Source organism: Methylophaga sp. UBA3192, assembly GCA_002363955.1.
Lineage (GTDB): Bacteria > Pseudomonadota > Gammaproteobacteria > Nitrosococcales > Methylophagaceae > Methylophaga.
Genome location: DEXE01000003.1, coordinates 66456 through 90049 on the forward strand (window position 1 = coordinate 66456; position 23594 = coordinate 90049).

27 protein-coding genes are annotated in these 23594 nt (G+C 46.5%); 15 read left to right on the plus strand and 12 right to left on the minus strand.

Annotation, left to right across the window (positions count from 1 at the left end; translation table 11 throughout):
- Window positions 1–391 precede the first annotated feature (391 nt).
- Together B2337_RS01840 and trxB are read right to left on the minus strand one after the other, a co-directional pair.
- The gene (locus B2337_RS01840) at window positions 392–838 is read right to left on the minus strand and encodes a universal stress protein (RefSeq protein WP_292361974.1); all 447 of its coding nucleotides are present in this window, start codon (window positions 836–838) and stop codon (window positions 392–394) included.
- Window positions 839–891: 53 nt separating this feature from the next.
- Window positions 892–1830, minus strand: coding sequence for a thioredoxin-disulfide reductase (gene trxB, locus B2337_RS01845; RefSeq protein WP_292361975.1), 939 nt, complete (start codon window positions 1828–1830; stop codon window positions 892–894).
- A 134-nt stretch (window positions 1831–1964) separates the two neighbouring features.
- Between trxB and B2337_RS01850 the strand changes: the two genes are divergently transcribed.
- From B2337_RS01850 to B2337_RS01860, 3 genes are read left to right on the plus strand one after another with little or no spacing between them, the layout of a single operon-like run.
- A complete protein-coding gene (locus B2337_RS01850; RefSeq protein WP_292361976.1) occupies window positions 1965–4262 on the plus strand; it encodes a DNA translocase FtsK in 2298 nt (765 codons plus the stop codon).
- Window positions 4263–4315: 53 nt separating this feature from the next.
- Window positions 4316–4948, plus strand: a complete 633-nt coding sequence (gene lolA / locus B2337_RS01855; RefSeq protein WP_292414540.1) for an outer membrane lipoprotein chaperone LolA — start codon at window positions 4316–4318, stop codon at window positions 4946–4948.
- On the plus strand, window positions 4948–6270 hold the full coding sequence (locus B2337_RS01860) for a replication-associated recombination protein A (protein ID WP_292414539.1): 1323 nt from the start codon (window positions 4948–4950) through the stop codon (window positions 6268–6270). Before lolA ends, B2337_RS01860 begins: the two co-directional genes overlap by 1 nt.
- A gap of 5 nt (window positions 6271–6275) precedes the next feature.
- Here B2337_RS01860 and B2337_RS01865 read toward each other — a convergent pair whose 3' ends face one another.
- From B2337_RS01865 to B2337_RS01875, 3 genes are read right to left on the minus strand one after another with little or no spacing between them, the layout of a single operon-like run.
- Complete coding sequence (locus B2337_RS01865) at window positions 6276–7010, minus strand: class I SAM-dependent methyltransferase (RefSeq protein ID WP_292414538.1); 735 nt, start codon at window positions 7008–7010, stop codon at window positions 6276–6278.
- A 27-nt stretch (window positions 7011–7037) separates the two neighbouring features.
- The gene (locus B2337_RS01870) at window positions 7038–8030 is read right to left on the minus strand and encodes a YncE family protein (protein WP_292414537.1); all 993 of its coding nucleotides are present in this window, start codon (window positions 8028–8030) and stop codon (window positions 7038–7040) included.
- Complete coding sequence (locus B2337_RS01875) at window positions 8030–8593, minus strand: SRPBCC family protein (protein ID WP_292361981.1); 564 nt, start codon at window positions 8591–8593, stop codon at window positions 8030–8032. Before B2337_RS01875 ends, B2337_RS01870 begins: the two co-directional genes overlap by 1 nt.
- A 203-nt stretch (window positions 8594–8796) precedes the next feature.
- Here B2337_RS01875 and B2337_RS01880 point away from each other — a divergent pair, with 203 nt between their 5' ends.
- From B2337_RS01880 to hisC, 10 genes are read left to right on the plus strand one after another with little or no spacing between them, the layout of a single operon-like run.
- On the plus strand, window positions 8797–9603 hold the full coding sequence (locus B2337_RS01880) for an ABC transporter ATP-binding protein (protein WP_292414536.1): 807 nt from the start codon (window positions 8797–8799) through the stop codon (window positions 9601–9603).
- Window positions 9600–10382 (plus strand): lipid asymmetry maintenance ABC transporter permease subunit MlaE, encoded by a 783-nt coding sequence (gene mlaE, locus B2337_RS01885; RefSeq protein ID WP_292361983.1) that lies wholly within the window; start codon window positions 9600–9602, stop codon window positions 10380–10382. Before B2337_RS01880 ends, mlaE begins: the two co-directional genes overlap by 4 nt.
- A complete protein-coding gene (mlaD, locus tag B2337_RS01890; protein ID WP_292361984.1) occupies window positions 10383–10847 on the plus strand; it encodes an outer membrane lipid asymmetry maintenance protein MlaD in 465 nt (154 codons plus the stop codon).
- Between the two features lies 1 nt (window position 10848).
- On the plus strand, window positions 10849–11478 hold the full coding sequence (locus B2337_RS01895) for an MlaC/ttg2D family ABC transporter substrate-binding protein (protein ID WP_292414535.1): 630 nt from the start codon (window positions 10849–10851) through the stop codon (window positions 11476–11478).
- On the plus strand, window positions 11475–11771 hold the full coding sequence (locus B2337_RS01900; RefSeq protein WP_292361986.1) for an STAS domain-containing protein: 297 nt from the start codon (window positions 11475–11477) through the stop codon (window positions 11769–11771). Before B2337_RS01895 ends, B2337_RS01900 begins: the two co-directional genes overlap by 4 nt.
- Window positions 11772–11792: 21 nt before the next feature.
- Window positions 11793–12017 carry a BolA family protein gene (locus B2337_RS01905; RefSeq protein WP_292414534.1) on the plus strand — a complete coding sequence of 75 codons (225 nt, stop codon included), beginning with the start codon at window positions 11793–11795 and terminating at the stop codon, window positions 12015–12017.
- 30 nt (window positions 12018–12047) lie between these two features.
- Window positions 12048–13334 carry a UDP-N-acetylglucosamine 1-carboxyvinyltransferase gene (gene murA / locus B2337_RS01910; RefSeq protein ID WP_292361988.1) on the plus strand — a complete coding sequence of 429 codons (1287 nt, stop codon included), beginning with the start codon at window positions 12048–12050 and terminating at the stop codon, window positions 13332–13334.
- A 1-nt stretch (window position 13335) separates the two neighbouring features.
- Window positions 13336–13980 carry an ATP phosphoribosyltransferase gene (gene hisG / locus B2337_RS01915; RefSeq protein WP_349677069.1) on the plus strand — a complete coding sequence of 215 codons (645 nt, stop codon included), beginning with the start codon at window positions 13336–13338 and terminating at the stop codon, window positions 13978–13980.
- Window positions 13964–15268, plus strand: coding sequence for a histidinol dehydrogenase (hisD, locus tag B2337_RS01920; protein ID WP_292414532.1), 1305 nt, complete (start codon window positions 13964–13966; stop codon window positions 15266–15268). The genes hisG and hisD overlap by 17 nt, the downstream gene beginning before the upstream one ends.
- Window positions 15269–16324, plus strand: a complete 1056-nt coding sequence (gene hisC, locus B2337_RS01925; protein WP_292414531.1) for a histidinol-phosphate transaminase — start codon at window positions 15269–15271, stop codon at window positions 16322–16324. It begins immediately after the preceding gene.
- Here the strand turns inward: hisC and B2337_RS01930 are convergent.
- On the minus strand, window positions 16321–16989 hold the full coding sequence (locus B2337_RS01930) for a DUF4124 domain-containing protein (RefSeq protein WP_292361992.1): 669 nt from the start codon (window positions 16987–16989) through the stop codon (window positions 16321–16323). The genes hisC and B2337_RS01930 overlap by 4 nt on opposite strands.
- A gap of 27 nt (window positions 16990–17016) precedes the next feature.
- Between B2337_RS01930 and B2337_RS01935 the strand changes: the two genes are divergently transcribed.
- Window positions 17017–17778: a sulfite exporter TauE/SafE family protein gene (locus tag B2337_RS01935; RefSeq protein ID WP_292414530.1), complete on the plus strand. Its 762-nt coding sequence runs from the start codon at window positions 17017–17019 to the stop codon at window positions 17776–17778.
- 118 nt (window positions 17779–17896) lie between these two features.
- Here B2337_RS01935 and pyrE read toward each other — a convergent pair whose 3' ends face one another.
- Genes pyrE through B2337_RS01965 form a run of 6 tightly spaced genes read right to left on the minus strand, consistent with a single transcriptional unit; the run spans window position 17897 to window position 22460 of the window.
- A complete protein-coding gene (gene pyrE, locus B2337_RS01940) occupies window positions 17897–18538 on the minus strand; it encodes an orotate phosphoribosyltransferase (RefSeq protein WP_292361994.1) in 642 nt (213 codons plus the stop codon).
- Window positions 18535–19137 carry a methionine biosynthesis protein MetW gene (gene metW / locus B2337_RS01945; RefSeq protein WP_292361995.1) on the minus strand — a complete coding sequence of 201 codons (603 nt, stop codon included), beginning with the start codon at window positions 19135–19137 and terminating at the stop codon, window positions 18535–18537. The genes pyrE and metW overlap by 4 nt, the downstream gene beginning before the upstream one ends.
- Complete coding sequence (gene metX, locus B2337_RS01950) at window positions 19137–20285, minus strand: homoserine O-succinyltransferase MetX (protein WP_292414529.1); 1149 nt, start codon at window positions 20283–20285, stop codon at window positions 19137–19139. Before metX ends, metW begins: the two co-directional genes overlap by 1 nt.
- A 24-nt stretch (window positions 20286–20309) precedes the next feature.
- Window positions 20310–20885, minus strand: coding sequence for a YggT family protein (locus B2337_RS01955; protein WP_292414528.1), 576 nt, complete (start codon window positions 20883–20885; stop codon window positions 20310–20312).
- Complete coding sequence (gene proC / locus B2337_RS01960; RefSeq protein WP_292361998.1) at window positions 20878–21714, minus strand: pyrroline-5-carboxylate reductase; 837 nt, start codon at window positions 21712–21714, stop codon at window positions 20878–20880. The genes B2337_RS01955 and proC overlap by 8 nt, the downstream gene beginning before the upstream one ends.
- A gap of 47 nt (window positions 21715–21761) precedes the next feature.
- The gene (locus B2337_RS01965; RefSeq protein WP_292361999.1) at window positions 21762–22460 is read right to left on the minus strand and encodes a YggS family pyridoxal phosphate-dependent enzyme; all 699 of its coding nucleotides are present in this window, start codon (window positions 22458–22460) and stop codon (window positions 21762–21764) included.
- 92 nt (window positions 22461–22552) lie between these two features.
- Between B2337_RS01965 and B2337_RS01970 the strand changes: the two genes are divergently transcribed.
- The gene (locus B2337_RS01970; protein WP_292362000.1) at window positions 22553–23590 is read left to right on the plus strand and encodes a type IV pilus twitching motility protein PilT; all 1038 of its coding nucleotides are present in this window, start codon (window positions 22553–22555) and stop codon (window positions 23588–23590) included.
- Window positions 23591–23594 lie beyond the last annotated feature (4 nt).

A 23594-nucleotide genomic window follows, 5' to 3' on the forward strand; every position in this document is an offset into this window, starting at 1 on the left:
AAATATCCTTACTTAGTGAAGGTTGTCCAAGTTAATCCAGCTTAAATTAAAACCGTATCAATCATTTAACTATTTGAGATGAATTAGCCACAGGGCTGGTAGGGAATAATAAACAAACTATTGTAAAAAACAAAGCAAACTATTATGCAGTGACAAATAACAGAACAAAGTTGGAATGAGGCATGACAAACTTCTCCTCGTAATAAATTCAATTAAAAACCAGTTCTGATTAATGAAGATAGAATGATCACAATATGACCATTACGGCAGAAAACAAGCCGCAGATGATGTCGGGAACTGGTTAATGGATCTGCATGATAACCTGTTAAGGTAGATAATCAACCAAAGCTGACACATCCCGAAACAGTCAGACATATGAGTCAGATGCGGGTTAGTTTTCGTCCAGCAATCTGACGGCCAATACATCGCAACGGGCATGATGCAGAATAGCGTTGGCTGTTGAACCTAGCAGCATTTTAATTCCTTTGCGACCATGAGATCCCACGACGATCAGATCGACATTATTTTCTTCGGCAATACGCACAATGTCTCGTCCCGGACTGCCATATTCAATCCATTGATTGTTGGGGGCGATCTCAAATTTTTGTCCCAAAGCGGATAATTGTTTTTTACCGGCATCGAGTAATGCTTCGCGCATATCCGCATCAACGCTGATCATTGGCTCATAGGCAAAATCGGTGAGTGGGAAATCTTCAACAATATGACATAAGCTCAAACGGGTATTGTTAGCGGCTGCCAGTGCCTTGGCGCGATGAATCACCATGTCGGTATGGTTGGAAAAATCAGCTGCAATCAAAATATGTTGATAAAGGGCCATTGGTATTTCTCCTAAAAGATGCATAAGGCAGGACAGGGCCTGCCTTATCAGTTTTATTTTTCACTTTCCAGAAAACGTTCAGCATCCAGTGCTGCCATACAGCCAGCGCCAGCAGAAGTAATTGCCTGACGATAAATAGGGTCCGAAACGTCACCTGCAGCAAATACACCAGGAATACTGGTTTGAGTGCCTTTTTTGAGAATTATGTAGTCATGCTGCATTTCCAGCTGACCTTTAAACATAGAGGTATTCGGCTGATGACCAATGGCAATAAAGACACCTTGAACGGCAATTTCCTGTGTTTTTTCAGACTCGGTACTTTTAACTCGAATGCCAGTCACACCGGCATCGTCACCTAAAACTTCATCAAGTGTGTGATTCCAGAGAATTTCCACATTACCTGTTTCGGCCTTTTTCAGTAACTGATTACTGAGGATCTTTTCACTGCGGAAGCTGTCACGACGATGGATTACAGTGACTTTTGAAGCGATGTTCGATAAATACAATGCTTCTTCTACGGCGGTATTACCACCACCGATAACGGCGACGGGCTGATTTTTATAGAAAAAACCATCACAGGTAGCACAGGCAGAGACACCGCGGCCTTTAAAGGCTTCTTCAGAATCCATGCCCAGATATTTTGCTGAAGCACCAGTGGCAATAATCAATGCATCGGCCGTATATTCACCGGCGTCGCCGATTAATTTGAATGGGCGCTGGCTTAAATCAGCTGTATGGATATGATCAAAAATAATGTCGGTGCCAAAACGTTCTGCATGTTTCTGCATACGTTGCATCAACTCCGGCCCTTGCACACCATCAGCATCACCAGGCCAGTTATCGACATCAGTCGTTGTCGTTAATTGACCACCTTGTTCAATACCAGTGATTAATACAGGATCTAAAGCAGCACGAGCAGCATAAACCGCGGCTGTATAACCAGCTGGGCCTGAACCCAGAATCAGTAGTCGGCAGTGTTTGCTGTCCGCCATAAGTGTATCTCCCAGTATCGAATAAAAAACGAATAGATTAGAGTACTCATTGCTTTGCCTTTGGACAAGCATCAGCTGCTAAAACCTGTGTTAGAATTTGCGCTTAATCAATTGGCTTCATTGGAATTATCACATTGGCACAAGCGACACGGGCAAACGACAAAAATAAACAGGATGTCACCGCTGGCGCAGTCGGATTCAGACTTCGTGAAGCGGCACTGATTCTGGCGCTCGCATTAGCGGCTTATTTATTACTGTCTTTAGTAACCTACGAACCTACCGACCCCGGCTGGTCAACCACCGGAACAGATGATCTGATTGCCAATCGCGGTGGTATTGTCGGCGCATGGCTTGCGGATGCTTTGTTATACGGATTTGGCTTTCCTGCCTATCTGGCTCCGTTAATGTTGGGATTCAGTGGATGGCTTTTATTCAGTTGGGGTAAACGTGCTGATGGTGACGATGCCTTGCATTTCTGGGTGTTGAAATCCGTTGGTCTGGTCATGGCATTGGCTGCGGCCAGTGGTTTGTCTTCCCTGAGCTTGATGGATTACGCTGAGTTATTGCCTTTGGGGTCTGGCGGAGTATTGGGGGAAGTAGTAGGCCATGGTTTTGAATCGGTATTTGGTGCTTCCGGTACCAGTTTATTACTATTAGCCTTGTTGCTGACGGGGGTAACATTATTCACTGGCCTGTCCTGGCTGATGGTGATTGATCGTCTCGGTGCAATCGCGATGGTGGTACTGATTCATATTGCTCGCTGGAGCCGTGAATTAAAAGAAAATCTGCAGGTGCGTCGCACCCGCCAGCAACGTGAAGAAAGCTTTATTGCGCAGAAAGAAAAAATGCAGCACAAAGCCAAGGTGAGAGTAGAACCTCAGCTACAGGTTAAAGAATTAAGCAAACGCGAAGAAAAAGAGCGGCAACAGCCGTTATTTGAAACTGCTGATGCTCCGGGTATGCCCACCTTGTCTTTACTGGATTTGCCCAAAGCTGTGGCTGCCGGTTACAGCGAAGAAGTATTGCAAGCCTTGTCACGTCTGGTGGAGCTGAAGTTAAAAGATTTCGGCGTAGAAGTTCAGGTCGTTGAAGTTCAGCCGGGACCGGTGGTGACCCGGTTTGAATTACAACCGGCAGCCGGTATTAAAGTCAGTCGTATCAGTGGTCTGGCAAAAGATCTGGCCAGAGCATTATCTATCAGCAGTGTGCGTATCGTTGAGGTTATTCCGGGTAAACCGGTGGTCGGACTGGAAATTCCCAATGAAATTCGCGAAGTGGTTCGCTTACGCGAAATTCTGGCCTGTAGTGATTATGAAAACAGCAAATCACCATTAGTGATGGCTTTGGGCAAAGATATTGCGGGTAGACCTGTCGTTGCGAATCTTGAAAAAATGCCGCATTTATTAGTGGCAGGTACGACTGGCTCCGGTAAGTCTGTTGCAGTTAATGCGATGATTTTGAGCCTGTTATACAAAGCCACACCTAAAGAGGTTCGCCTGATCATGGTCGATCCGAAGATGCTGGAATTATCGATTTACGAGGATATTCCGCATTTGTTGACACCTGTTGTGACCGATATGAAAGAAGCCGCCAATGCATTGCGTTGGTGTGTTGCGGAAATGGAACGCCGTTATCCTCTAATGGCCGCCCTGGGTGTTCGGAATATCGCTGGCTATAACAAAAAAGTTCAGGATGCCATTGATAGTGGTGAACCGATTCCGGATCCCATGGCAGAAGTATTGCCCGGTGAACCCATCCCAACGCTTGAGACGTTACCGTTTATCGTGGTTATTATTGACGAATTAGCCGATATGATGATGGTGGTTGGCAAGCAGGTTGAAGAACTGATTGCCCGTCTGGCGCAAAAAGCACGTGCTGCCGGAATCCATTTGATTCTGGCCACGCAAAGACCTTCGGTAGATGTTATTACCGGATTGATTAAAGCCAATATTCCGACCCGAATGGCGTTTCAGGTGTCATCACGTATCGATTCGCGGACCATTCTGGATCAGATGGGCGCCGAGCAATTATTGGGACAGGGCGATATGCTGTATTTACCGCCTGGCAGTGGCTTGCCGGAGCGGGTGCACGGTGCCTTTGTAGACGATCATGAAGTACATGCGGTGGTCGATTTCCTGAAAACGCAGGGTGGTCCGAATTATCTGGAAGAGATTACGCAGGACAATACCGATGATGGCGACAGTGCAGGCGTTGGTGACGCCAGCGATGGTGAAACCGACCCCCTTTACGATCAAGCTGTGCAAATTGTTACCGAAAGCCGCCGTGCCTCTGTTTCCGGTGTGCAGCGTCGATTGAAAATCGGTTATAACCGCGCTGCACGAATTGTTGAAGCGATGGAAGCTGCCGGAGTGGTTTCTGCGATGCAAACTAACGGTAGTCGAGAAGTATTGGCGCCACCGCCACGCAATTAGTTGCTGCATTAAGTGTCCAAGGGATTGTCGTGAAACAATTTGGAGTAAAAATAATGATAAAACGCTGTGCAACACAGTGGTTGCTGCTTGGAGGGTTAATTCTGCCGACATTGACGTTTGCAGAATCAGCTATCGATAAGCTTAATGCGTTTGTTCTGGAGGTGACCCGGTTGGAAGCCAACTTCCAGCAGACGGTAATTGATACCGATGGTCAGGTAGTGGAAGAAGCCACCGGCCAGTTTTTATTATCCAGGCCGGGAAAATTTCGTTGGGATTATGACACGCCTTTTCCACAACAAATTGTTGCTGATGGTGAGCGGATCTGGTTTTACGATGTCGACTTAGAACAGATTACGGTCAAGCTGCAGGATGAAGCTTTAGCGGAAACCCCTGCCGGATTACTGTCAGGAAATACCCTGCCGGAAGCGGAATATAATATTCGTGAACTGGAATCGGAAGATGAACTGCAATGGGTTCGACTGGTGCCAAAAGAGGCTGATAATACCTATCAAACGGTTGCTTTGGCTTTTGATGCCAATGGCATTCGCGAAATGCTGATGGTTGATAGTTTTGATCAGCGAACTCGCCTGGTGTTCAGCGATATTAAAATTAATGCGGATTTACCGGCTTCGCGTTTTGAATTTACGGCGCCGCCTGGCGTTGATGTGGTAGGTGATATTCCTTAATGAGTCTGTTTGACAATCTGCATCCACAGGTCGGCCGTCCATTGGCTGACCGGATGCGGCCGCAAACGCTTGATGAATATATCGGCCAGCAACATTTACTGGCTGAAGGCAAACCGTTAAGGCAGGCGATTGCCACGGGACAGCCGCACTCAATGATTTTCTGGGGGCCACCGGGTACCGGAAAAACCACGCTGGCAAGATTAATTGCCGGTTATTGCGATGCTGAGTTTATCAGCATCTCCGCGGTATTAGCTGGTGTGAAAGAGGTGAGGGAAGCGGTTACCCGAGCCAAGCAGTTGCAACAGGAACGTGGTCGTCGGACCATGTTGTTTGTGGATGAAGTACACCGTTTTAACAAGTCCCAGCAGGATGCTTTTTTACCCTACGTTGAGGACGGCACATTTACCTTTATTGGTGCCACCACCGAAAATCCCTCATTTGAATTAAATAACGCCTTGTTATCACGAGCCCGCGTCTATGTGCTCAAGTCATTGGAAATAAACGATTTAAAGCTGATCATTGAGCGGGCAATGCAGGATGGAATTCGCGGGCTTGCCGGTCGGAATATCAAGCTGGATGACAGACTTCGTGAACAATTGGCACAGGCCGCGGACGGTGATGGACGGCGGGTATTGAATCTGCTGGAAATCGCCGTTGATCTGGCGGATAGCAAACAGCAAACCGAAGTAGATGAAACTGACCTGGCCGAAGTATTATCGGGCACATTACGACGCTTTGATAAGGGCGGTGAAGCTTTTTACGACCAGATTTCTGCCTTACATAAATCGGTTCGTGGTTCTTCACCGGACGGAGCCTTGTATTGGCTGTGCCGGATGCTTGATGGGGGCTGTGATCCGGTTTATCTGATGCGGCGCATTGTTCGAATGGCAGTTGAAGATATTGGTAATGCGGATCCGCGAGGATTACGTATCGCTCTGGATGCATGGGAGAGCTTTGATAAATTGGGCCGTCCCGAAGGCGAGCTCGCAATTGCTCAAGCGGTGGTGTATCTGGCCAGTGCGCCTAAAAGTAATGCAGTGTATACCGCCTTTAAAGCGGCGATGCAGGATGCCAAAAACTTTGGCTCTGCAGAGGTACCACTGCATTTACGTAACGCGCCGACCAAACTGATGAAAGAACTGGATTACGGTAAGGAATACCGTTACGCCCATGATGAACCGGATGCTTATGCGGCGGGGGAAAACTATTTCCCGGAAAGCATGCCGCAACGGCAATATTATCAGCCGGTCAATCGCGGTCTGGAAATCAAGATTGCCGAAAAGCTGGCGCACCTCAGAGAGCTGGATAAACAGCGCCGTTAGCAAATTTAACGGGTGTAAATATCGTAACGGGTATTTTTGCTTTCAATACTGACATGCGGTTGTTGGTTGGCAAAAAACTCGGCCCCCTTTGGCCGCTTGACGGCAACTCGTTTCAACGCGACGTCACGCGACACAGTGAGTAATTCTGAACTATTGCTGTCAGGCCCCACCAGCTGATGTAAAAGCTGCATTTCCTTTTTGACCAACGCGGATTTATCTCGTGAGGGATACATCGGGTCAAGGTAAACCACATCGGGTCTGTCAGTATCGGAAAGGCCCGCTAAATAATCAATGGCATTACCTTGATGTAATTGCATGCGTGAAATGATTTCAGTGACGGCTTTATCGTCCATAGCCCGCTGTAGCGCATCAGCCAGTAAGGCAGCCATGACAGGGTTTTGTTCAATCAATGTGACCCGGCAGCCTAAACTGGCAAGTACAAAAGCATCTCTGCCAAAGCCTGCTGTTGCATCAATAATATAAGGTGTAGCGCCTTTTTTAAGGCCAACTGCTTTGGCTAAGGGTTGCCCCCGCCCGCCACCAAACTGCCGGCGGTGCTGGTATTTACCTGCGGTGAAATCTATGAAAATCGGGCCGCCAATTTCCGGTACGCGAAGTTCAAGTCGTGAAGGCGAAAGCACCAGCTGAGCGCTCTGGATATCGAGCGGAGCGACTGGCAAGCCTAAACCATCAGCAAGCAGAACCGCTTTATCATCAAGCTCTGCGTTGGTTACTGCCAAAGAATGTATCTGCACGGTCACAGAATATTATTGACTGATAATAAAGTCACCAAAGGCGCGGCTGCCATCTCCGGTTTTAATATCTTCGATGCGTTTACCGGTTTCGGTATCAATGATGGAAACACTGCCGCTACCCCAGTTCGAAACATACAGATGTTTGCCATTGGCGGTAATATCAATGCCTTCAGGACTATCATCCACCTCAATCGTGTTAATGGTTTCTGCAGCTGCAATATCAATTACAGAAACACTGTTTTCATCCTGATTGGTGACATAAAGAAATTTGCCATCAGGGCTGCTCACAGCGCAGTAAGGCCATTCTCCGACTTCAATAGTCGCGATTACCGCAAGACTGTCGGTGTCGATCATGCTGACACTGTTATCCTGCACATTGACACTGAATAGTCTTTGTCCATCAGCGGTAAGGGCAAGTCCGAAAGGCGATTTACCGACTTCAATGGTTGATTCCATTGTTTCGGTAAGCGTATTAATAATACTCACCGTGCTGTCATCGCGATTGGCAACATACAGACGGTTGCCGGATTCATCAAAGATCAGCCCGGCAGGTGATTTACCCACATCAATACGGTTTCGAATAAGCTGTTTATCCACGTCAACAATGCTGATTTTATGCTCATACCAATCAGCAACATAGGCCAGGCTACCATCATGATTGGTGGCGATACCGACTGGCCCCTGACCAACTGGAATCTGGCTGATTTCAGTTAATTGGTGGGCGTCTAATACAGATATATTCTGACTGTCTGGATTAGTAATCAGGACACGCTGACCATCCCGGCTTAATGCCACACCGGCAGGAGCCATACCCGCCGTAAGAGTACCGACAACCGCCTTTTTATCGATATCAATCACACTGATGTCATTACTCAGCTGATTTGTAATAAAGGCATAATCAGCTGGTTCAGCACAAGCCGACAAACTAAAACTGAGAGACACAAAAAAAGCGACCCGGTTAAGGGTCGCTTTCACTAATGCATTTTTGTTCATCAAAACGAGCATTATTTTTCCATGATGTTTTTCAGGTTTTCCAATCCACTTTTATAAACAGCCGTAACTGCTTCTACTGCTTCAGCATCAGATTGACCCTCTGGTACAGGAGGGTTGTCCATGAAAGAACGGTAAAACTTGGCACGCCATCTTACTTCTGTACCGCCATTGACTTCTTTTACAAACATCCATGATTTATAGGTTGAAACCGGCAGTGTGTAATAAGGAGTGTCTTTACTGTTGAACGTAATTGTTTTGACGACACTCATATCCGTGATTTTGTATATTAAAGACATTTTTTCGTCATCAATTTTATCCAGCTCTTCAGTAATTGTGGGATTACCTTCGCTTTTCAAGGTTAAAACACGAACGTTGTCATCTTTCATTTCAACGCTTTCAACCGCCGGGTGCCATTTATCGATGGCACTGAAATCTTTTAGCATGGCCCATACTTTTTCAGGGGCTGCATTAATAACAATTTTTTCATCAACTTCTTGGCGAGTTGGGCCATGAGCTGTTGCTACCAGAGGTAAAGCAATAACAGTGGCTGCAATGAGTTGCAAAAATTTCTTCATTCTTAAGAGTCTCCGTTTGAGTCGGTTGTTTACCAAGATATCCACATGAACTAAGAGTCAAGACTGACATAACTAGTTCCTGAAACCTAAAATGGCGACAACACTTTAGCCGATACCGATGGGTTTTTCCACACAGCGATTTGACTTAACATCAGCGATTCAAGAAAATTAGCGGTCTTTCATATTAATATCGGCAATAAATAATGGCACCACTGATCAAAATCAGGGATTTGCATTTTAACCGTGGAGACAAAGTTATCTTCAATGGGGTAGATATTGATATCTACCGGGGTAAGGTAACGGCCATTATGGGGCCGAGTGGTACTGGTAAAACTACACTGCTGAAGCTGATAGGCGGTCAGTTGAAACCGGATCGTGGCAGCGTTGAAATTGATGGGCAGAATGTTCATAAACTTTCTCACTCAAAGCTTTACGAATTGCGCAAGCGAATGGGAATGTTATTTCAAAGCGGTGCCCTGTTGACAGATATTAATGTATTTGAAAATGTCGCTTTTCCGTTGCGGGAACACACAAAACTGCCTGAATCAATGATTCATGATTTGGTGTTAATGAAACTACAGGCTGTTGGTCTGCGAAATGCCCGGAATATGATGCCGGCGGAATTGTCTGGCGGGATGGCAAGAAGGGTTGCTTTGGCTCGGGCTGTTACTTTGGATCCGATGATGATTATGTACGATGAGCCGTTTACCGGACAGGATCCGATTTCGATGGGTACGCTGGTCAATCTGATTCGACGTCTAAATGATGCGATGGGCCTGACCAGTATCATTGTTTCCCACGACGTGGCGGAAACCACGCAGATTGCAGATGAAATTTATTTGTTGTCCGGCGGGAAGGTCGTTGAGAAAGGTACGCCGGAAACACTTAAAACCTCTGGTTCAGATTGGGTTAAACAGTTTTTGCAAGGTTTGCCTGATGGGCCGGTTCCATTCCATTATCCCGGAAATGATTTTGGTAAAGATCTGTTGAATTCAGAGGAAAAACGATGATTGAGGTGCTACGCAGCCTCGGTCGCTGGGGATTAGATACCTTTCAGCGACTTGGCAGGGGCCATATTTTTCTGATGCAAATGCTGGCAGGTATGCCAAGCCTTGCATTCCGCTTTTCCCTGGTAGTTCAGCAATTATTTTATGTCGGTGTATTATCAGTCTTGATAATTCTCATATCAGGCCTGTTTGTCGGCATGGTATTAGGCCTTCAGGGGTATAATACGCTGGTTGATTTTGGTGCGGAGGAATCACTCGGGGTACTGGTTTCATTATCGCTGGTCAGGGAGCTTGGTCCTGTTGTCAGTGCATTGCTATTTGCGGGACGTGCCGGTTCTGCTTTAACGGCTGAAATCGGCTTGATGAAAAGTACCGAACAGCTGTCTGGAATGGAGATGATGGCGGTGGATCCGATGCGTCGTATCATCGCCCCACGGTTTCTGGCTGGTTTGATTTCCATGCCGTTATTAGCGGCTATTTTTAGTGCGGTAGGGATATTCGGCGCTTTTCTGGTTGGTCATGGCTTGTTGGGCGTGGACGACGGGGCTTTCTGGTCTCAGATGCAAGCAAAAACTGACTGGTACGAAGATATTCTGAACGGTGTGATTAAAAGTATTGTCTTTGGTTTTGTTGTGACATGGATTGCTTTGTTTGAAGGTTATGATGCAACACCGACTTCTGAAGGTGTAGGGCGTGCCACAACGCGGACAGTTGTCCATTCCGCTTTTGCAATTCTCGGCCTGGACTTCGTTCTGACTGCGTTGATGTTTGGAGATATATAAATGAATTCTAAAAGAAGTGCCGAGATCCTGGTCGGTTTGTTTGTTGCTGCTGGGATTGCAGCGTTATTTGTTCTGGCGATGAAAGTAAGTAACCTGGGTGATTTTACCGACGATAAAGGGTATGAAGTCGTTGCCAATTTCCAGAATATCGGCGGTCTTAAACCTCGTTCACCAGTGACTATGGCCGGAGTCAGAGTCGGGCGCGTCTCGTCGATTTCGCTGGACCCGGATACTTATGACGCTAAAGTCACCATCAATATTTATCCGCAGTATGACAATATTCCAATGGACACATCCGCCAGTATTTTTACTGCCGGTTTATTGGGGGAGCAATATATAAGTCTGTCTCCAGGTGCTGACGACTTTTTTCTGCAAGATGGCGATATTATTGATTTGACTCAACCAGCAGTTGTATTGGAGCAGGTCATTGGTCAGTTCCTGTACAGTACCGCAGAAGGTGAATAATATGATTTACAATATCAAACAATTTTCTATCCAGCTGCTGGCAGTTGCATTTATGGGCATGATGGCGCTAAGTGCCTCAGCTCAGGCCATGCCGGAACCGCAGGCATTAGTGAAAGAAGCTTCAGACAACATGTTAAAAGCGTTGAAAGAACATGAGGCCGAACTGGAGCAGGATCCACAGAAAATTTTCTCATTGGTTCAGGATATTCTGATCCCGCATTTTGACTTTGAGCGTATGGCAAGACTGGCGTTAGGACGTAGCTGGCGTGATGCGTCAGCGGAACAGCAAGCCAAGTTTGTTGAAGAGTTCCGTCTGTTGCTGGTCAGAACCTATGCTACGGCGATGCTGGAATATACCAACGAAGAAATCCGGTTTTTACCATTCCGTGATGATATCGAAAAAGGTCGGGTAAATGTACCGATGGAAGTCGTACAGCCGAATGGCCCGTCCATTCCAATGGCTTTATCACTTTATAAAAATAAAAATGATGAATGGAAAGTTTACGACGTTAAAATTGAAGGCATCAGTCTGGTGACCAACTATCGTTCATCTTTCAATCGGGATATTCGTACCAGTGGCATGGATGCGTTAATTGAAAATCTTTCTAAACGTAACGACAGAGCCAGATGATGAATCTGATTTTTGATGACGTTGCGAAACGTATTCTGGTTTCAGGTGAACTGACGTTTGGCACGGCAGCCAGCGGAATTGATATGACCGAAGCGTTATTTGCTGAAACAGCCAATCTGGATGTTGATCTCAGCAAAGTCACTCACAGCGATAGTGCCGGTTTGGCGTTGCTGATTGAGTGGATGCGCCAGGCCAGGAAATTAAACAAACCAATTCGTTATTTCAATATGCCGGCACAAATGCTGGCGATGGCTGAAGCCAGCGGTTTGGAAGAACTCCTTCCTCTACAATAAATTTACTAAAAGTGGTGAAACATGAAAGCAGCAGATATCAAAGTAATGATAGAAGCAGGCTTACCTGATGCTGATGTTGAAGTGTTTGGTGAAGATGGCCAGCATTTTGATGCCCGGGTTTTTAGTCCGTCATTCTCCGGAAAAAGCCTGATTGAACAACACCGTATGGTCAAAGCAACATTAGGTGACAGCTTCAGTAGTGGTGCTGTTCATGCCTTGTCACTTAAAACCGGTGTCTCCCGCTAATCCATTCCCTTATTCTTCCAGAGCAAACTCATGGACAAACTAATCATTAAAGGTGGTGTCGCGCTGGATGGCGAGATACGTATTTCCGGTGCAAAGAACGCAGCTTTGCCTATATTGATGGGCGCGTTGTTAGCCGATTCGCCTGTACGTATCGGCAACGTACCACATTTGCATGATATTACCACCACACTAGAGCTTTTAGGCCGCATGGGGGTAACGCTTACAGTTGATGAACGCTCTGGGGTATTAATCGACCCGTCGACTTTAACGATTACCGAAGCCGCTTATGATCTGGTCAAGACCATGCGGGCATCTATTCTGGTTTTAGGGCCGTTATTAGCCAAATTCGGTAAAGCCGATGTGTCATTACCCGGTGGTTGTGCGATTGGTTCTCGCCCAGTAGATTTACATTTGCGTGGTCTGGAACAGATGGGCGCTGAAATCAAAGTGGAAAACGGTTATATCCGCGCAACCAGTGGCAAAGGCTTGAAAGGCGCGCATATCTTTATGGATCAGGTCACCGTAACCGGGACTGAAAACCTGATGATGGCCGCCACTCTGGCATCCGGAACCACAATCATCGAAAACGCTGCCCGTGAGCCAGAAGTCGTGGATTTGGCAAAATACCTGAATCAAATGGGCGCTAAAATTACCGGTGCTGGCTCAACAACGCTACAGATTGAAGGTGTTGAAAAGCTCAATGGTACGCATTACGCGATTCTGCCGGATCGTATTGAAACGGGTACCTATCTGGTGGCTGCGGCAATCACACGTGGTCGTGTCAAACTGAAAGACACCGATGCTAATCAGTTAGAAGCTGTGTTACTCAAGTTGGAAGAGGCCGGGGCTAAAATTGAAGTAGGAGAAGATTGGATTACATTGGATATGGAAGGCAGAAGGCCTAAAGCGGTTAATATCCGTACAGCACCATATCCTGCATTTCCAACTGATATGCAGGCCCAATTTACTGCGCTTAACAGTATTGCCGAAGGTCAGGCGACCATCGTTGAAACCGTATTTGAAAATCGTTTTATGCATGTGCAGGAAATGCAGCGTATGGGGGCTAATTTGCAGATCGAAGGTAATACCGTGGTTTGCAAAGGTCAGGAAAAACTGACGGCAGCGCCAGTGATGGCTACAGATCTACGTGCATCTGCCTGTCTGGTGTTGGCTGCTTTGGTTGCCGAAGGCGAAACCCAGGTAGAACGTATATATCATATTGATCGTGGTTACGAGTGTATTGAAGAAAAACTACAGCAATTAGGTGCTCGTATACGCCGTATTCCCACTCAGGCACGGGTGGCTTCGAATGGCTGAAATGTTAACGCTGGCTTTATCAAAAGGCCGAATCTTTGAAGAAACATTACCGCTTCTGAAGGCGGCAGGCATCGAACCATTAGACGATCCGGAAAAAAGCCGTAAGCTGATTCTGGAAACCAATCTGCCGGATGTCCGACTCATCATCGTACGAGCTTCAGATGTACCGACATATGTTGAATATGGTGGCGCTGATATGGGTGTGGCCGGGAAAGATGTGTTGATGGAACATCCGGATGCCGAGCTGTATGAACCGGTGGATCTGAATATTGCCTGCTGCAAATTAATGACGGCTGGTAAACAAGATGAACAGAAGCCTCAAGGCCGGTTAAAAGTGGCAACAAAGTTTGTGGAAAGTACCAAGCGGTTTTATGCAGAACAGGGGCAACAGGTCGAGATCATCAAGCTCTATGGTTCAATGGAGCTGGCTCCTCTGGTCGGTATGGCGGATCGTATTGTAGATGTGGTTGATACTGGCAACACGCTGAGAGCAAATGGATTGACACCCATGGAGCATATTGCGGATATAAGTTCACGGTTGGTGGTCAATAAGGCATCCATGAAAACCAAACATGCACGGATTCAGCAATTTATTGAGCAGATCCGTAATGCAGTAAAAGAGCAGGCAAATGATGGAAATAAGTGAATTAAACTTCCAGCAAGCTGATTTCTGGCCCAAGCTTTCCGAGCTGTTGGCTTGGGAGGGTGTGTCTGATGCAGCGATTACGGATACCGTTAGAAGTATTCTGGCAGATGTAAAACAGCGCGGTGATCAAGCGGTGGTTGAATACAGTCAAAAATTTGATCGTGTTAAAGCTACTGTCATGACTGATCTGGAAATTCCGTTGTCTCGGGCTGCTGCTGCGTTGGAATCAATTCCTAAGGCACAACGCCAGGCTTTGGAAAAAGCAGCGGAACGTGTACGTCAGTATCACGAACATCAAAAACAGGACTCCTGGCACTACGTGGAAGATGATGGCACCGTGTTGGGCCAGCAGGTCACTCCTTTGGATCGTGCCGGTTTATATGTGCCAGGTGGTAAAGCGGCTTATCCTTCATCCGTCTTGATGAATGCCATTCCGGCCAAAGTGGCGGGTGTGCAGGAATTGATCATGGTGGTGCCGACACCTGATGATGAAGTAAACGATCTGGTATTAGCCGCTGCGGCCATTGCTGGTGTTGATCGTATTTTTGCCATTGGGGGTGCGCAGGCTGTTGCAGCATTGGCGTATGGTACTGAAACCATTCCACAGGTCGATAAAATTGTCGGTCCGGGTAATATTTTTGTGGCGACTGCCAAGGGTATGGTTTTTGGCACCGTGGGTATCGATATGATTGCCGGACCATCAGAAATTCTGGTGATTTGTGATGGAAAAACCGATCCGGACTGGATTGCCATGGATTTGTTTTCACAGGCCGAACATGATGAAGATGCCCAATCAATTCTGATTTCACCTGATGCAGACTTTTTACAAAAAGTTAAAGCCTCTATTGCTCGTTTGTTACCGACAATGGAACGCCAGAAAATTATTGAAACGTCATTAATAAATCGTGGTGCAATTATTCTGGTTGATGATATGCAGCAGGCGGTTGAAGTCTGCAATTATATTGCGCCAGAGCATTTGGAATTGTCAGTTGATGAACCGATGGAAATGGCTAAACAAATTCGCCATGCCGGTGCTATTTTTATGGGCCGATATACCCCTGAAGCTTTGGGTGATTATTGTGCAGGACCAAACCATGTATTGCCGACGTCACGCACAGCACGTTTCAGCTCACCGTTGGGAGTCTATGACTTCCAGAAACGTTCGAGCCTGATTCAGGTGTCACCGCAGGGTGCTCAAAGTTTGGGACAAATTGCATCGGTGTTGGCGCGCGGTGAAAGTCTTACTGCACATGCCCGAAGTGCTGAGTATCGTTTACAGGAAAAATAAATGAGCCGTTTCTGGAGTGATTTTGTTCATTCATTAGAACCCTATGTGCCGGGTGAGCAACCTCGCGGCCAGAATCTGGTCAAGCTCAATACCAACGAAAATCCTTTTGGTCCGTCGCCTAAGGTGTTGGAAGCGATTCGCATGGCAACTACCGACCGTTTACGCTTGTATCCGGTACCTGATGGCGGCCCCTTTAAACAGGCGATTGCTGACTATCATAATGTGCCAGCTGAATGTGTCTTTGTCGGCAATGGCTCAGATGAAGTACTGGCGCATGTGTTCAATGCCTTGTTCAAACATGGCAAGCCGGTGTTGTTTCCGGATGTTACTTATAGTTTTTATCCTGTGTATTGTCAGCTGTACGACATAGATTCGGTTTTAGTGCCTCTCAATGCAAAATTCCAAATTGATATCACTGATTACGAGCGTGATAACGGTGGGATTATTTTGCCGAATCCCAATGCGCCTACCGGCTGTTTATTATCTCTGGATGATATCCGGCGGTTAGTAGAAATGAACAGTGACTCAGTCGTGGTTATTGATGAAGCGTATATCGATTTTGGTGGGGAAACAGCGATACCGTTAACCCAGAGGTTCCCCAATCTGCTGGTGACTCAGACCTTATCCAAGTCTCGCTCTCTGGCTGGAATGCGCATCGGCTTTGCAGTCGGACATCCGCAATTGATTGAAGCATTGGTAAGAGTAAAAGACAGCTTTAATTCCTATCCATTGGATAGTCTCGCGATTGCCGCTGGTGTTGCAGCATACAAAGATGAAGTCTACTTTAAACAATGTCAGCAACAAGTCATCGCTGAACGCGAATGGGTAACTAAATCTTTAGCAGAGTTAGGCTTTGAGGTTTTGCCTTCGGCTGCAAATTTTGTGTTTGCCCGTCATCCTCAGAATGATGCAGCAACACTTGCAGCCGGATTACGGGAAAAAGGGGTGATCGTACGCCACTTTAAAAAGCCGAGAATCGATCAGTTTCTGCGTATCAGTATTGGAAATCGTACTGAAAATCAGTTGTTGATGAGCCAGCTGGATCTTCTGGTTTAATCGGTCGTATCGGTTCCCAGTAGCTCTCGCAAACGTTGAAGATCCAGATCATATTGCATGTTGAGTGTCTCAATTTCAGTTTGTAACTGCTCCATGCTTGACTGATTGTTATCCAATTCTTGCTGGGCTGCCTTCAAACGACTTTTCAGGTTGGCACTGAGGCCAACACCACTTAATTCATTATCTGCTGCCTGTTGTTGTACCTGTTGCAGCCGCTGCTGTAATCCTTTGCGTTTGCTTTTTAATATTTCAATACGTTTTTCGCGATATTGCAGATCTTTATTGCGTTCATTCAGCAGATCTTCTTCAGATTGATAGACCGAGAGTAAATTATGATCGTAAATGGCTTGTTTACGGCGTTTTTCCGCTTCCATTTTTGCCTGTAGTTCTGCTTGTTCGCGGGCTTCCAAGTCAAGTTTCTTTTGAATTTCGCGCTCGGCGATTTCTGCTTCAGTGGGTGCAGGCGGGACACGCTCAATCACTCGCATCGATTTCTCATCCAGAATGTCGTAACCTTGCTGAGCCACTTCCGGTGGTAATGTTTTACTGAGTGTTGGTATACCGTTTTCATCGTTAAACCGGTAAAGTTGTGCCGCTGAAACGGTTGTTACAGAAAATAGTGTTGTGCTTAGCATCACCGCCACTAAAAAGCGTATTGAAATCATTATCTTTTCCCAGAGAGCATTGTTGATTTGAGCCTTGTTGAACATTTTATTCTGTTTGTCATTTCTTTGCTGGCAAATACGTTTTCGGCATTAAGCGGCGGTGGTGCAGGATTAATCCAGTTTCCGGTACTGATCTTCCTGGGCTTGAGTTTTTCCGTTGCCTTAGCTACCCATAAAGTGGCCAGCGTGGCGTTGGGTTTGGGGGCAGCTTTGCGTTATGTTTCTACCAGCCGTCTGGAACGTCAGTTTGTGATCTTGTTATTGATCGCTGGCTTACCTGGTGTGGTGATTGGCGGTAGTGTGATTTTGTTAGTGCCAGACAGAATTGCCGAAATTGCCTTGGGAATATTAACCGGTTCACTGGGTATATATTCTCTATTCAAACCTGCGTTAGGGCAAACCTATTTGCCGGTTCATCGCGAGCGACGTGGTTACCTTATTGGCGCTTTGGTGTTGTTTTTTTTAGGTATTCTTAATGGTTCGCTGACGTCCGGAACGGGATTGTTTGTCACCTTGTGGCTGATATTGTGGTTTGGTATGGATTACCAGCGTGCAGTGGCCTATACGCTTATTCTGGTTGGGTTGTTCTGGAATGGAGCCGGTGCCATTACGCTGGGTATTTTGGGCGAAATACGCTGGGACTGGCTACCGGCATTGTTGTTAGGCTCGTTATTGGGCGGCTACCTCGGATCGCACTTAGCTCTGCTTTGGGGTAACCGCTGGATAAAACGCAGTTTTGAAGTTGTTACGTTGTTAATTGCGGTCAGATTGATTTGGGGGCCTTTTTAGCACTGGGGGGTGTTGATCATCACTTTAAGGAGATGATGATAGGGCTGGTGCTATTTTTCCACCTTATTGGACGAAAAAAATGCCTCCAGTAGTGGTGGCGATGAAAGAGCATCAAGCCCTAGACCCCATATTGTTCCCGATAAGCTTTTACGGAAGGTAAGTGTTGTTGTAACTCGGGAGTGTCCTGCAGATAACTGAGTAAGTCGTTCAGACAAATAATACTCACGACAGGTATACCATGGGTTTGTTCGACCTGTTGAATAGCGGATAACTGACCTTGCCCACGTTCCTGGCGATCCAGAGCAATGATTACCCCCGCAGGTTCGGCACCTGCTGCACGGATGATTTCAACCGACTCACCTACAGACGTTCCGGCGGAGATGACATCATCAATAATCAATACCTTGCCTTGCAGTTCAGCCCCCACCAACTGACCACCTTCACCATGATCTTTCTTTTCTTTGCGGTTAAATACGTAGGGTACATCGCGGTCATGTTGATCGGCTAATGCGACGACTGTTGTGGAAGCTAACGGAATGCCTTTGTAGGCTGGACCAAACAACACATCATAGTCGAGACTGGATTCACTAATCGCCTGAGCGTAAAAGCGTCCCAGCCGGGCCAGTGTTGCACCACTGTTGAATAAACCACTGTTAAAAAAATAGGGGCTAATCCGCCCTGATTTCAAGGTGAATTCGCCAAAACGTAATACACCGGTTTGCAGCGCAAATTCGATAAAAGCGTGTTGATAATCTTTCATGGGGTTCCGTTATGAATCAAATAAACAGCAATCTGGCCAAACAGGTTGGGTAGTAAACGAATGCCAAGGGTATCTTTATGTTCGTGATTAACCACACTGCGGTTGACTACACTGAAGCCATACTGGCCACAAAGCTTTTCAAAATCTTTCAGAGTACATAAATGGATATTAGGCGTATCGAACCATGCATTCGGCAGGTTTTTGGATACCGGCATCTTACCGCGCATGCCTAATTGAAAACGGCATTGCCAATGGCCAAAATTCGGGAAGCCGATAATACCCTGTTTGCCAACCCGCATAATTTCTCTAAGTAAAAAATCCGGTCTTTTTACCGCCTGCAGGGTTTGTGACAGAATAACAAAATCAAAACTTTGATCAGCGAACTGGCTGAGACCTGCATCCAGGTCAGCCTGGATCACATTGACACCGCTTTGAATACATTCAGAAAATTTGCTGTTGTCTATCTCCAGGCCATAGCCTGTGATATGGCGCTGTTGCAGATGTTTTAATAATGCGCCATTACCACAGCCCAAATCCAGAACATGGGCATTATCTGGTATCCAATCACTGATTATTTGTAAATCAACGCGTAAAGCCATTAGCCATTCACCTCTTTAGCAACCTGCTGCATATAACTGGCAAAGATTTCTATATAACGTGGTATCGGCATCAAAAAAGCATCATGGCCCTGAGTGGCTTCGATTTCCGCATAGCAGACAGACTTACCTGCACTGAGCAAGGCATCGACGATTTCCAGTGAACGTAATGGTGAAAAGCGCCAGTCACTGGTAAATGAAATGATCAACGACTTGGCCTGAATTGCTTTGACTGCCTCATTCAGATCGTCATTAAATTCCTTGGCCGGATCAAAGTAGTCCAGCGCTTTGGTCATTAACAGATAGGTGTTGGCGTCAAACCGCTCGACGAAACTGGAGCTTTGATAACGTAAATAACTTTCTATCTGAAATTCAACATCGTAACCGTATTGAATTTTGCCGCTGCGCAGTTCACGACCGAATTTCTCGCCCATTGCTTCATCAGAAAGATAGGTGATATGCCCCAGCATTCTCGCCAGTCCCAGCCCTTGTCTGGGAACAGTATTAAATTCCTGATAGCGACCTTCGTGAAATTCAGGATCCGATTTAATTGCGGTGCGGGCGACTTCATTAAAGGCAATATTCTGGGCTGAGAGTTTTGGTGCGGCGGCGATCACCAGAGCGTGACCAACCCGTTCAGGCAGGGTAATCGCCCAGTGCAATGCTTGCATGCCACCCAGACTGCCACCAACAACGGCCGCCCACTTATCAATGCCTAATGAATCTGCCAGAATCGCCTGACTCTTTACCCAGTCAGCTACGGTCACTATTGGAAAATCAGGACCGTACAATTTGCCGGTTTGTGGATTAACCGTATTGGGGCCGGATGAGCCTTTACAACCACCCAGGTTATTCGGGCAAACTACAAAAAAATGATTGGTATCAATGGCTTTACCCGGACCAATTGCCGTATCCCACCAGCCAGGCTTGCGTTCTTCCAGAGAATGGAAACCGGCAGCATGATGATCTCCGGACAATGCATGACAAATCAGAACAGCATTGCTTTTATCTTCATTCAATGTGCCATAGGTCTCATAAATCAAATCAAATTGCGGCAGCACTCGACCACAATCCAGAGCTAGTGGCGTATCAATATGCAAGTGAGAAGGGGTTACCAATCCAACTGAGTCAGCTGGCAGGGAGTCCGACATAATGTACTGTGTCCTATAACAAAATTAATACTGGGGATAGGCTGTGCCGAGTAATAAAGGCATCACCAGCATCGACAGAACCTGCAGGCCTAATATGACGACTAACGGCGATAAATCAATGCCACCCAGTAACGGCATTCTGCGCCTTACCGGATCCAGTAAAGGGGCATTAATCGCCTGGATCAGGCTGGCAACCGGATTGTAGCCTTGAGGGGCCAGCCAGCTGAGCAGAACTTCGATAATAATCGTGACAGTAAATAAGCTGATAAACAGTGAAAACAACTCTGCTACCGTGAACAGTATTAATCCGGTTAATGTCGGCCATGCACCTGCCAGACTGAGCAATAAAGTCAATTTAATCAGCGTAACCAGGATCAATAAAAGTAAAACAGCGGAATCAAATTTACGTGAGCTGGGCATAAAGCTGCGTAGTGGTGCACACAGCGGTTCAGTAATACGAATGATGGTCTGTATTAATGGATGCGTAAACGATGTTCTGATTAGCGGTAAAAGTAAGCGTATTGCAACGATGTACATATACAACTGAAACAGTGTTTCAATCAGAAACATCAATGGATTTGAGAAATAACTGTTAGGCATGGTGATCTTGTCCTAATTCATCTGCCAGTTCACGAGCGCGTAATGCCGCTGCCACTAACGCATTTTCAAATAGGCCATGCAAACCACCATCCTCCAGTTCATGAATAGCTCTTTCAGTAGTGCCGCCGGGCGAGGTGACCTGTTTTCGCAACGTGCTGGCAGATTCGCCACTTTCCAGTGCCATTTTAGCGGCCCCAAATGCGGTTTCCAAACATAATAGTCTGGCTGTTTCCTGCGGTAACCCAAGCTCCACAGCTGCTTTTTCCATGGCTTCCATAACAAGAAAAAAGTAGGCAGGACCACTACCCGATAAAGCGGTGACAGCATCCATATGTTTTTCGTCTTGCAGCCAGATAGCTAGACCGCAGGCACGTAGAATTGATTCAGCCAGTTCATGTTGTTGATGAGTGACATTTTCATTGGCGAATAAAGCCGTAGCACCGGCTTCTACAAGCGCGGGAGTATTTGGCATGGCACGTACGATGGAGGCATGAGGTTTATCAAGCCAGCGGCTGATGTCTTTGATGCGAATTCCTGCTGCAATGGAAATCATCAGTTGCTGCTGTTGCCAGTCAGGATTGAGTTCCTTTACTACATCCTGAAGTTGCTGCGGTTTCACCGCAATAATAATAACGTCCGCGCCTTCAATGGCTTGACGATTGTCCGTAAATGTCTGAACGGGATAGCGACTGTTAAGTGATTCGAGTGTGTCCGGCTGTTTATCGGCAACATGGATATTGTCGGCAGAAATGCCATTGGCAATTAAACCACCAATCAGGCTGCGCGCCATATTTCCACCGCCGATAAAGGCGAGCTTACAAGGTATCATCTAATCAATCTCCATTGAGCCAAATGTTTAAGTGGGTAGTGTACTGGTTATTGTTTATCGGGTGTATGTCTCTCGCCAAACAAAGCGGTGCCAATCCGAACCATCGTGCTGCCCTGAGTGATTGCAGCCTGCATATCAGCAGACATTCCCATTGACAGTGTGTCGGCTTCGGGATGTGCGATTTTCAATTCAGAAAATAGCTGTTGCGCCCGACCAAAGGTATCCAGCTGTTTTTCCTCCGTCTCAGCAATAGCAGGAATGACCATTAAACCTCGCAAACACAGATTATCCAGTTGACTGACCGCTGCTGCGAGCTCCAGTAATTTTTCCGGCTGAACGCCGGATTTGCTGGGTTCGTTATCAATATTCACCTGCAGACATATATTCAGGGGTGTTTTATGTTGTGGCCGCTGAGCCGATAAACGCTGAGCAATTTTTAACCGGTCTACGCTCTGTACCCAATCAAAATGGACAGCAATTTCACGAGTTTTATTGGATTGGACCGGGCCGATAAAATGCCATTCCAATGTTAAATCATCTAACGCAGCGATCTTTTCCAATGCTTCCTGCAGGTAATTCTCACCAAAACGTGTTTGTCCGGCTTCGGCTAATTCTCTGAGCCGGGAGGCTGGCCAGGTTTTGCTTACTGCCAGCAATTTTACTGAGCCTGGATGTCTGTGCGCCTGTTGTTCTGCCAATTTGATGAAGTTCATCACAGATTGCAGACGTGTTTTTGAGTTTGTCATGTTGCAAGCCTGTCTGGAGCACGCTACCTTTAGCAGTATTCGCTATGTTGTCGTTGACGGGTAGCCGTAACTTTATGAATTAAGGAATGTGCATGGATATTACTGAATTGCTGACCTTTAGTGCAAAAAACAATGCGTCGGATTTGCACATTTCTTCCGGTGAGCCACCAATGATACGTGTTGATGGCGATATCAAACGTATAAACTTGCCGGCCATGGAGCATAAAGAGGTCCATGCCATGGTGTATGACATCATGAATGATCGGCAGCGCAAGGATTTTGAAGAGTTTCTGGAAGCTGACTTTTCGTTTGAGATTCCCAATCTGGCACGTTTCCGGGTCAATGTGTTTAATCAGAATCGTGGTGCAGCTGCTGTTTTCCGGACAATCCCTTCAACGGTCCTGACGTTAGAAGAATTGGGGGCCCCTGAAATTTTCAAACAGATTTCCGATAATCACCGGGGTATTGTACTGGTGACCGGACCAACTGGTTCAGGTAAGTCGACAACATTGGCTGCGATGATCAATTATCGGAATGATAAAGATAATGAACATATACTGACCATTGAAGATCCGATTGAGTTTGTTCACCGCAGTAAGAAGTGTCTGATTAATCAGCGTGAAGTTCATCGAGATACGCATGGGTTCAGTGAAGCCTTACGCAGTGCCTTGCGGGAAGATCCCGATATTATTCTGGTGGGGGAGTTACGTGATCTGGAAACCATTCGTCTGGCACTGACTGCTGCAGAAACCGGTCATCTGGTGTTTGGTACATTGCATACTTCCTCAGCGGCAAAAACTATTGACCGTATTATCGACGTATTCCCCGCCGCAGAAAAAGACATGGTACGTTCGATGCTGTCAGAATCATTACGTGCCGTTATTTCTCAGACCTTGCTGAAGAAAGTGGGTGGTGGTCGGATTGCTGCACATGAGATTATGATCGGTACCCCGGCGATTCGTAACCTGATTCGCGAAGACAAGGTGCCGCAGATGTATTCGTCAATTCAAACCGGTGGTGCCTTGGGCATGCAGACATTGGATCAGTGTTTACAGGATTTGGTCCGTCGTCAGCAAATCACCAAGCATGAAGCACTGCCTCGTGCTGTGAACAAGGACCTGTTCCGTTAGGAGA

Bases quoted from the DNA above. Each gene is read 5' to 3' on its own strand.
- B2337_RS01895 (WP_292414535.1), top strand. From the start codon at position 10,849: ATGATTTACAATATCAAACAATTTTCTATCCAGCTGCTGGCAGTTGCA.
- B2337_RS01870 (WP_292414537.1), bottom strand. From the start codon at position 8,030: ATGCTCGTTTTGATGAACAAAAATGCATTAGTGAAAGCGACCCTTAAC.
- B2337_RS01900 (WP_292361986.1), top strand. From the start codon at position 11,475: ATGATGAATCTGATTTTTGATGACGTTGCGAAACGTATTCTGGTTTCA.
- B2337_RS01875 (WP_292361981.1), bottom strand. From the start codon at position 8,593: ATGAAGAAATTTTTGCAACTCATTGCAGCCACTGTTATTGCTTTACCT.
- B2337_RS01970 (WP_292362000.1), top strand. From the start codon at position 22,553: ATGGATATTACTGAATTGCTGACCTTTAGTGCAAAAAACAATGCGTCG.
- mlaE (WP_292361983.1), top strand. From the start codon at position 9,600: ATGATTGAGGTGCTACGCAGCCTCGGTCGCTGGGGATTAGATACCTTT.
- lolA (WP_292414540.1), top strand. From the start codon at position 4,316: ATGATAAAACGCTGTGCAACACAGTGGTTGCTGCTTGGAGGGTTAATT.
- pyrE (WP_292361994.1), bottom strand. From the start codon at position 18,538: ATGAAAGATTATCAACACGCTTTTATCGAATTTGCGCTGCAAACCGGT.
- B2337_RS01965 (WP_292361999.1), bottom strand. From the start codon at position 22,460: ATGACAAACTCAAAAACACGTCTGCAATCTGTGATGAACTTCATCAAA.
- trxB (WP_292361975.1), bottom strand. From the start codon at position 1,830: ATGGCGGACAGCAAACACTGCCGACTACTGATTCTGGGTTCAGGCCCA.
- hisC (WP_292414531.1), top strand. From the start codon at position 15,269: ATGAGCCGTTTCTGGAGTGATTTTGTTCATTCATTAGAACCCTATGTG.
- mlaD (WP_292361984.1), top strand. From the start codon at position 10,383: ATGAATTCTAAAAGAAGTGCCGAGATCCTGGTCGGTTTGTTTGTTGCT.
- B2337_RS01905 (WP_292414534.1), top strand. From the start codon at position 11,793: ATGAAAGCAGCAGATATCAAAGTAATGATAGAAGCAGGCTTACCTGAT.
- B2337_RS01840 (WP_292361974.1), bottom strand. From the start codon at position 838: ATGGCCCTTTATCAACATATTTTGATTGCAGCTGATTTTTCCAACCAT.
- B2337_RS01880 (WP_292414536.1), top strand. From the start codon at position 8,797: ATGGCACCACTGATCAAAATCAGGGATTTGCATTTTAACCGTGGAGAC.
- hisG (WP_349677069.1), top strand. From the start codon at position 13,336: ATGTTAACGCTGGCTTTATCAAAAGGCCGAATCTTTGAAGAAACATTA.
- proC (WP_292361998.1), bottom strand. From the start codon at position 21,714: ATGATACCTTGTAAGCTCGCCTTTATCGGCGGTGGAAATATGGCGCGC.
- B2337_RS01955 (WP_292414528.1), bottom strand. From the start codon at position 20,885: ATGCCTAACAGTTATTTCTCAAATCCATTGATGTTTCTGATTGAAACA.
- metW (WP_292361995.1), bottom strand. From the start codon at position 19,137: ATGGCTTTACGCGTTGATTTACAAATAATCAGTGATTGGATACCAGAT.
- B2337_RS01930 (WP_292361992.1), bottom strand. From the start codon at position 16,989: ATGATTTCAATACGCTTTTTAGTGGCGGTGATGCTAAGCACAACACTA.
- metX (WP_292414529.1), bottom strand. From the start codon at position 20,285: ATGTCGGACTCCCTGCCAGCTGACTCAGTTGGATTGGTAACCCCTTCT.
- hisD (WP_292414532.1), top strand. From the start codon at position 13,964: ATGATGGAAATAAGTGAATTAAACTTCCAGCAAGCTGATTTCTGGCCC.
- murA (WP_292361988.1), top strand. From the start codon at position 12,048: ATGGACAAACTAATCATTAAAGGTGGTGTCGCGCTGGATGGCGAGATA.
- B2337_RS01860 (WP_292414539.1), top strand. From the start codon at position 4,948: ATGAGTCTGTTTGACAATCTGCATCCACAGGTCGGCCGTCCATTGGCT.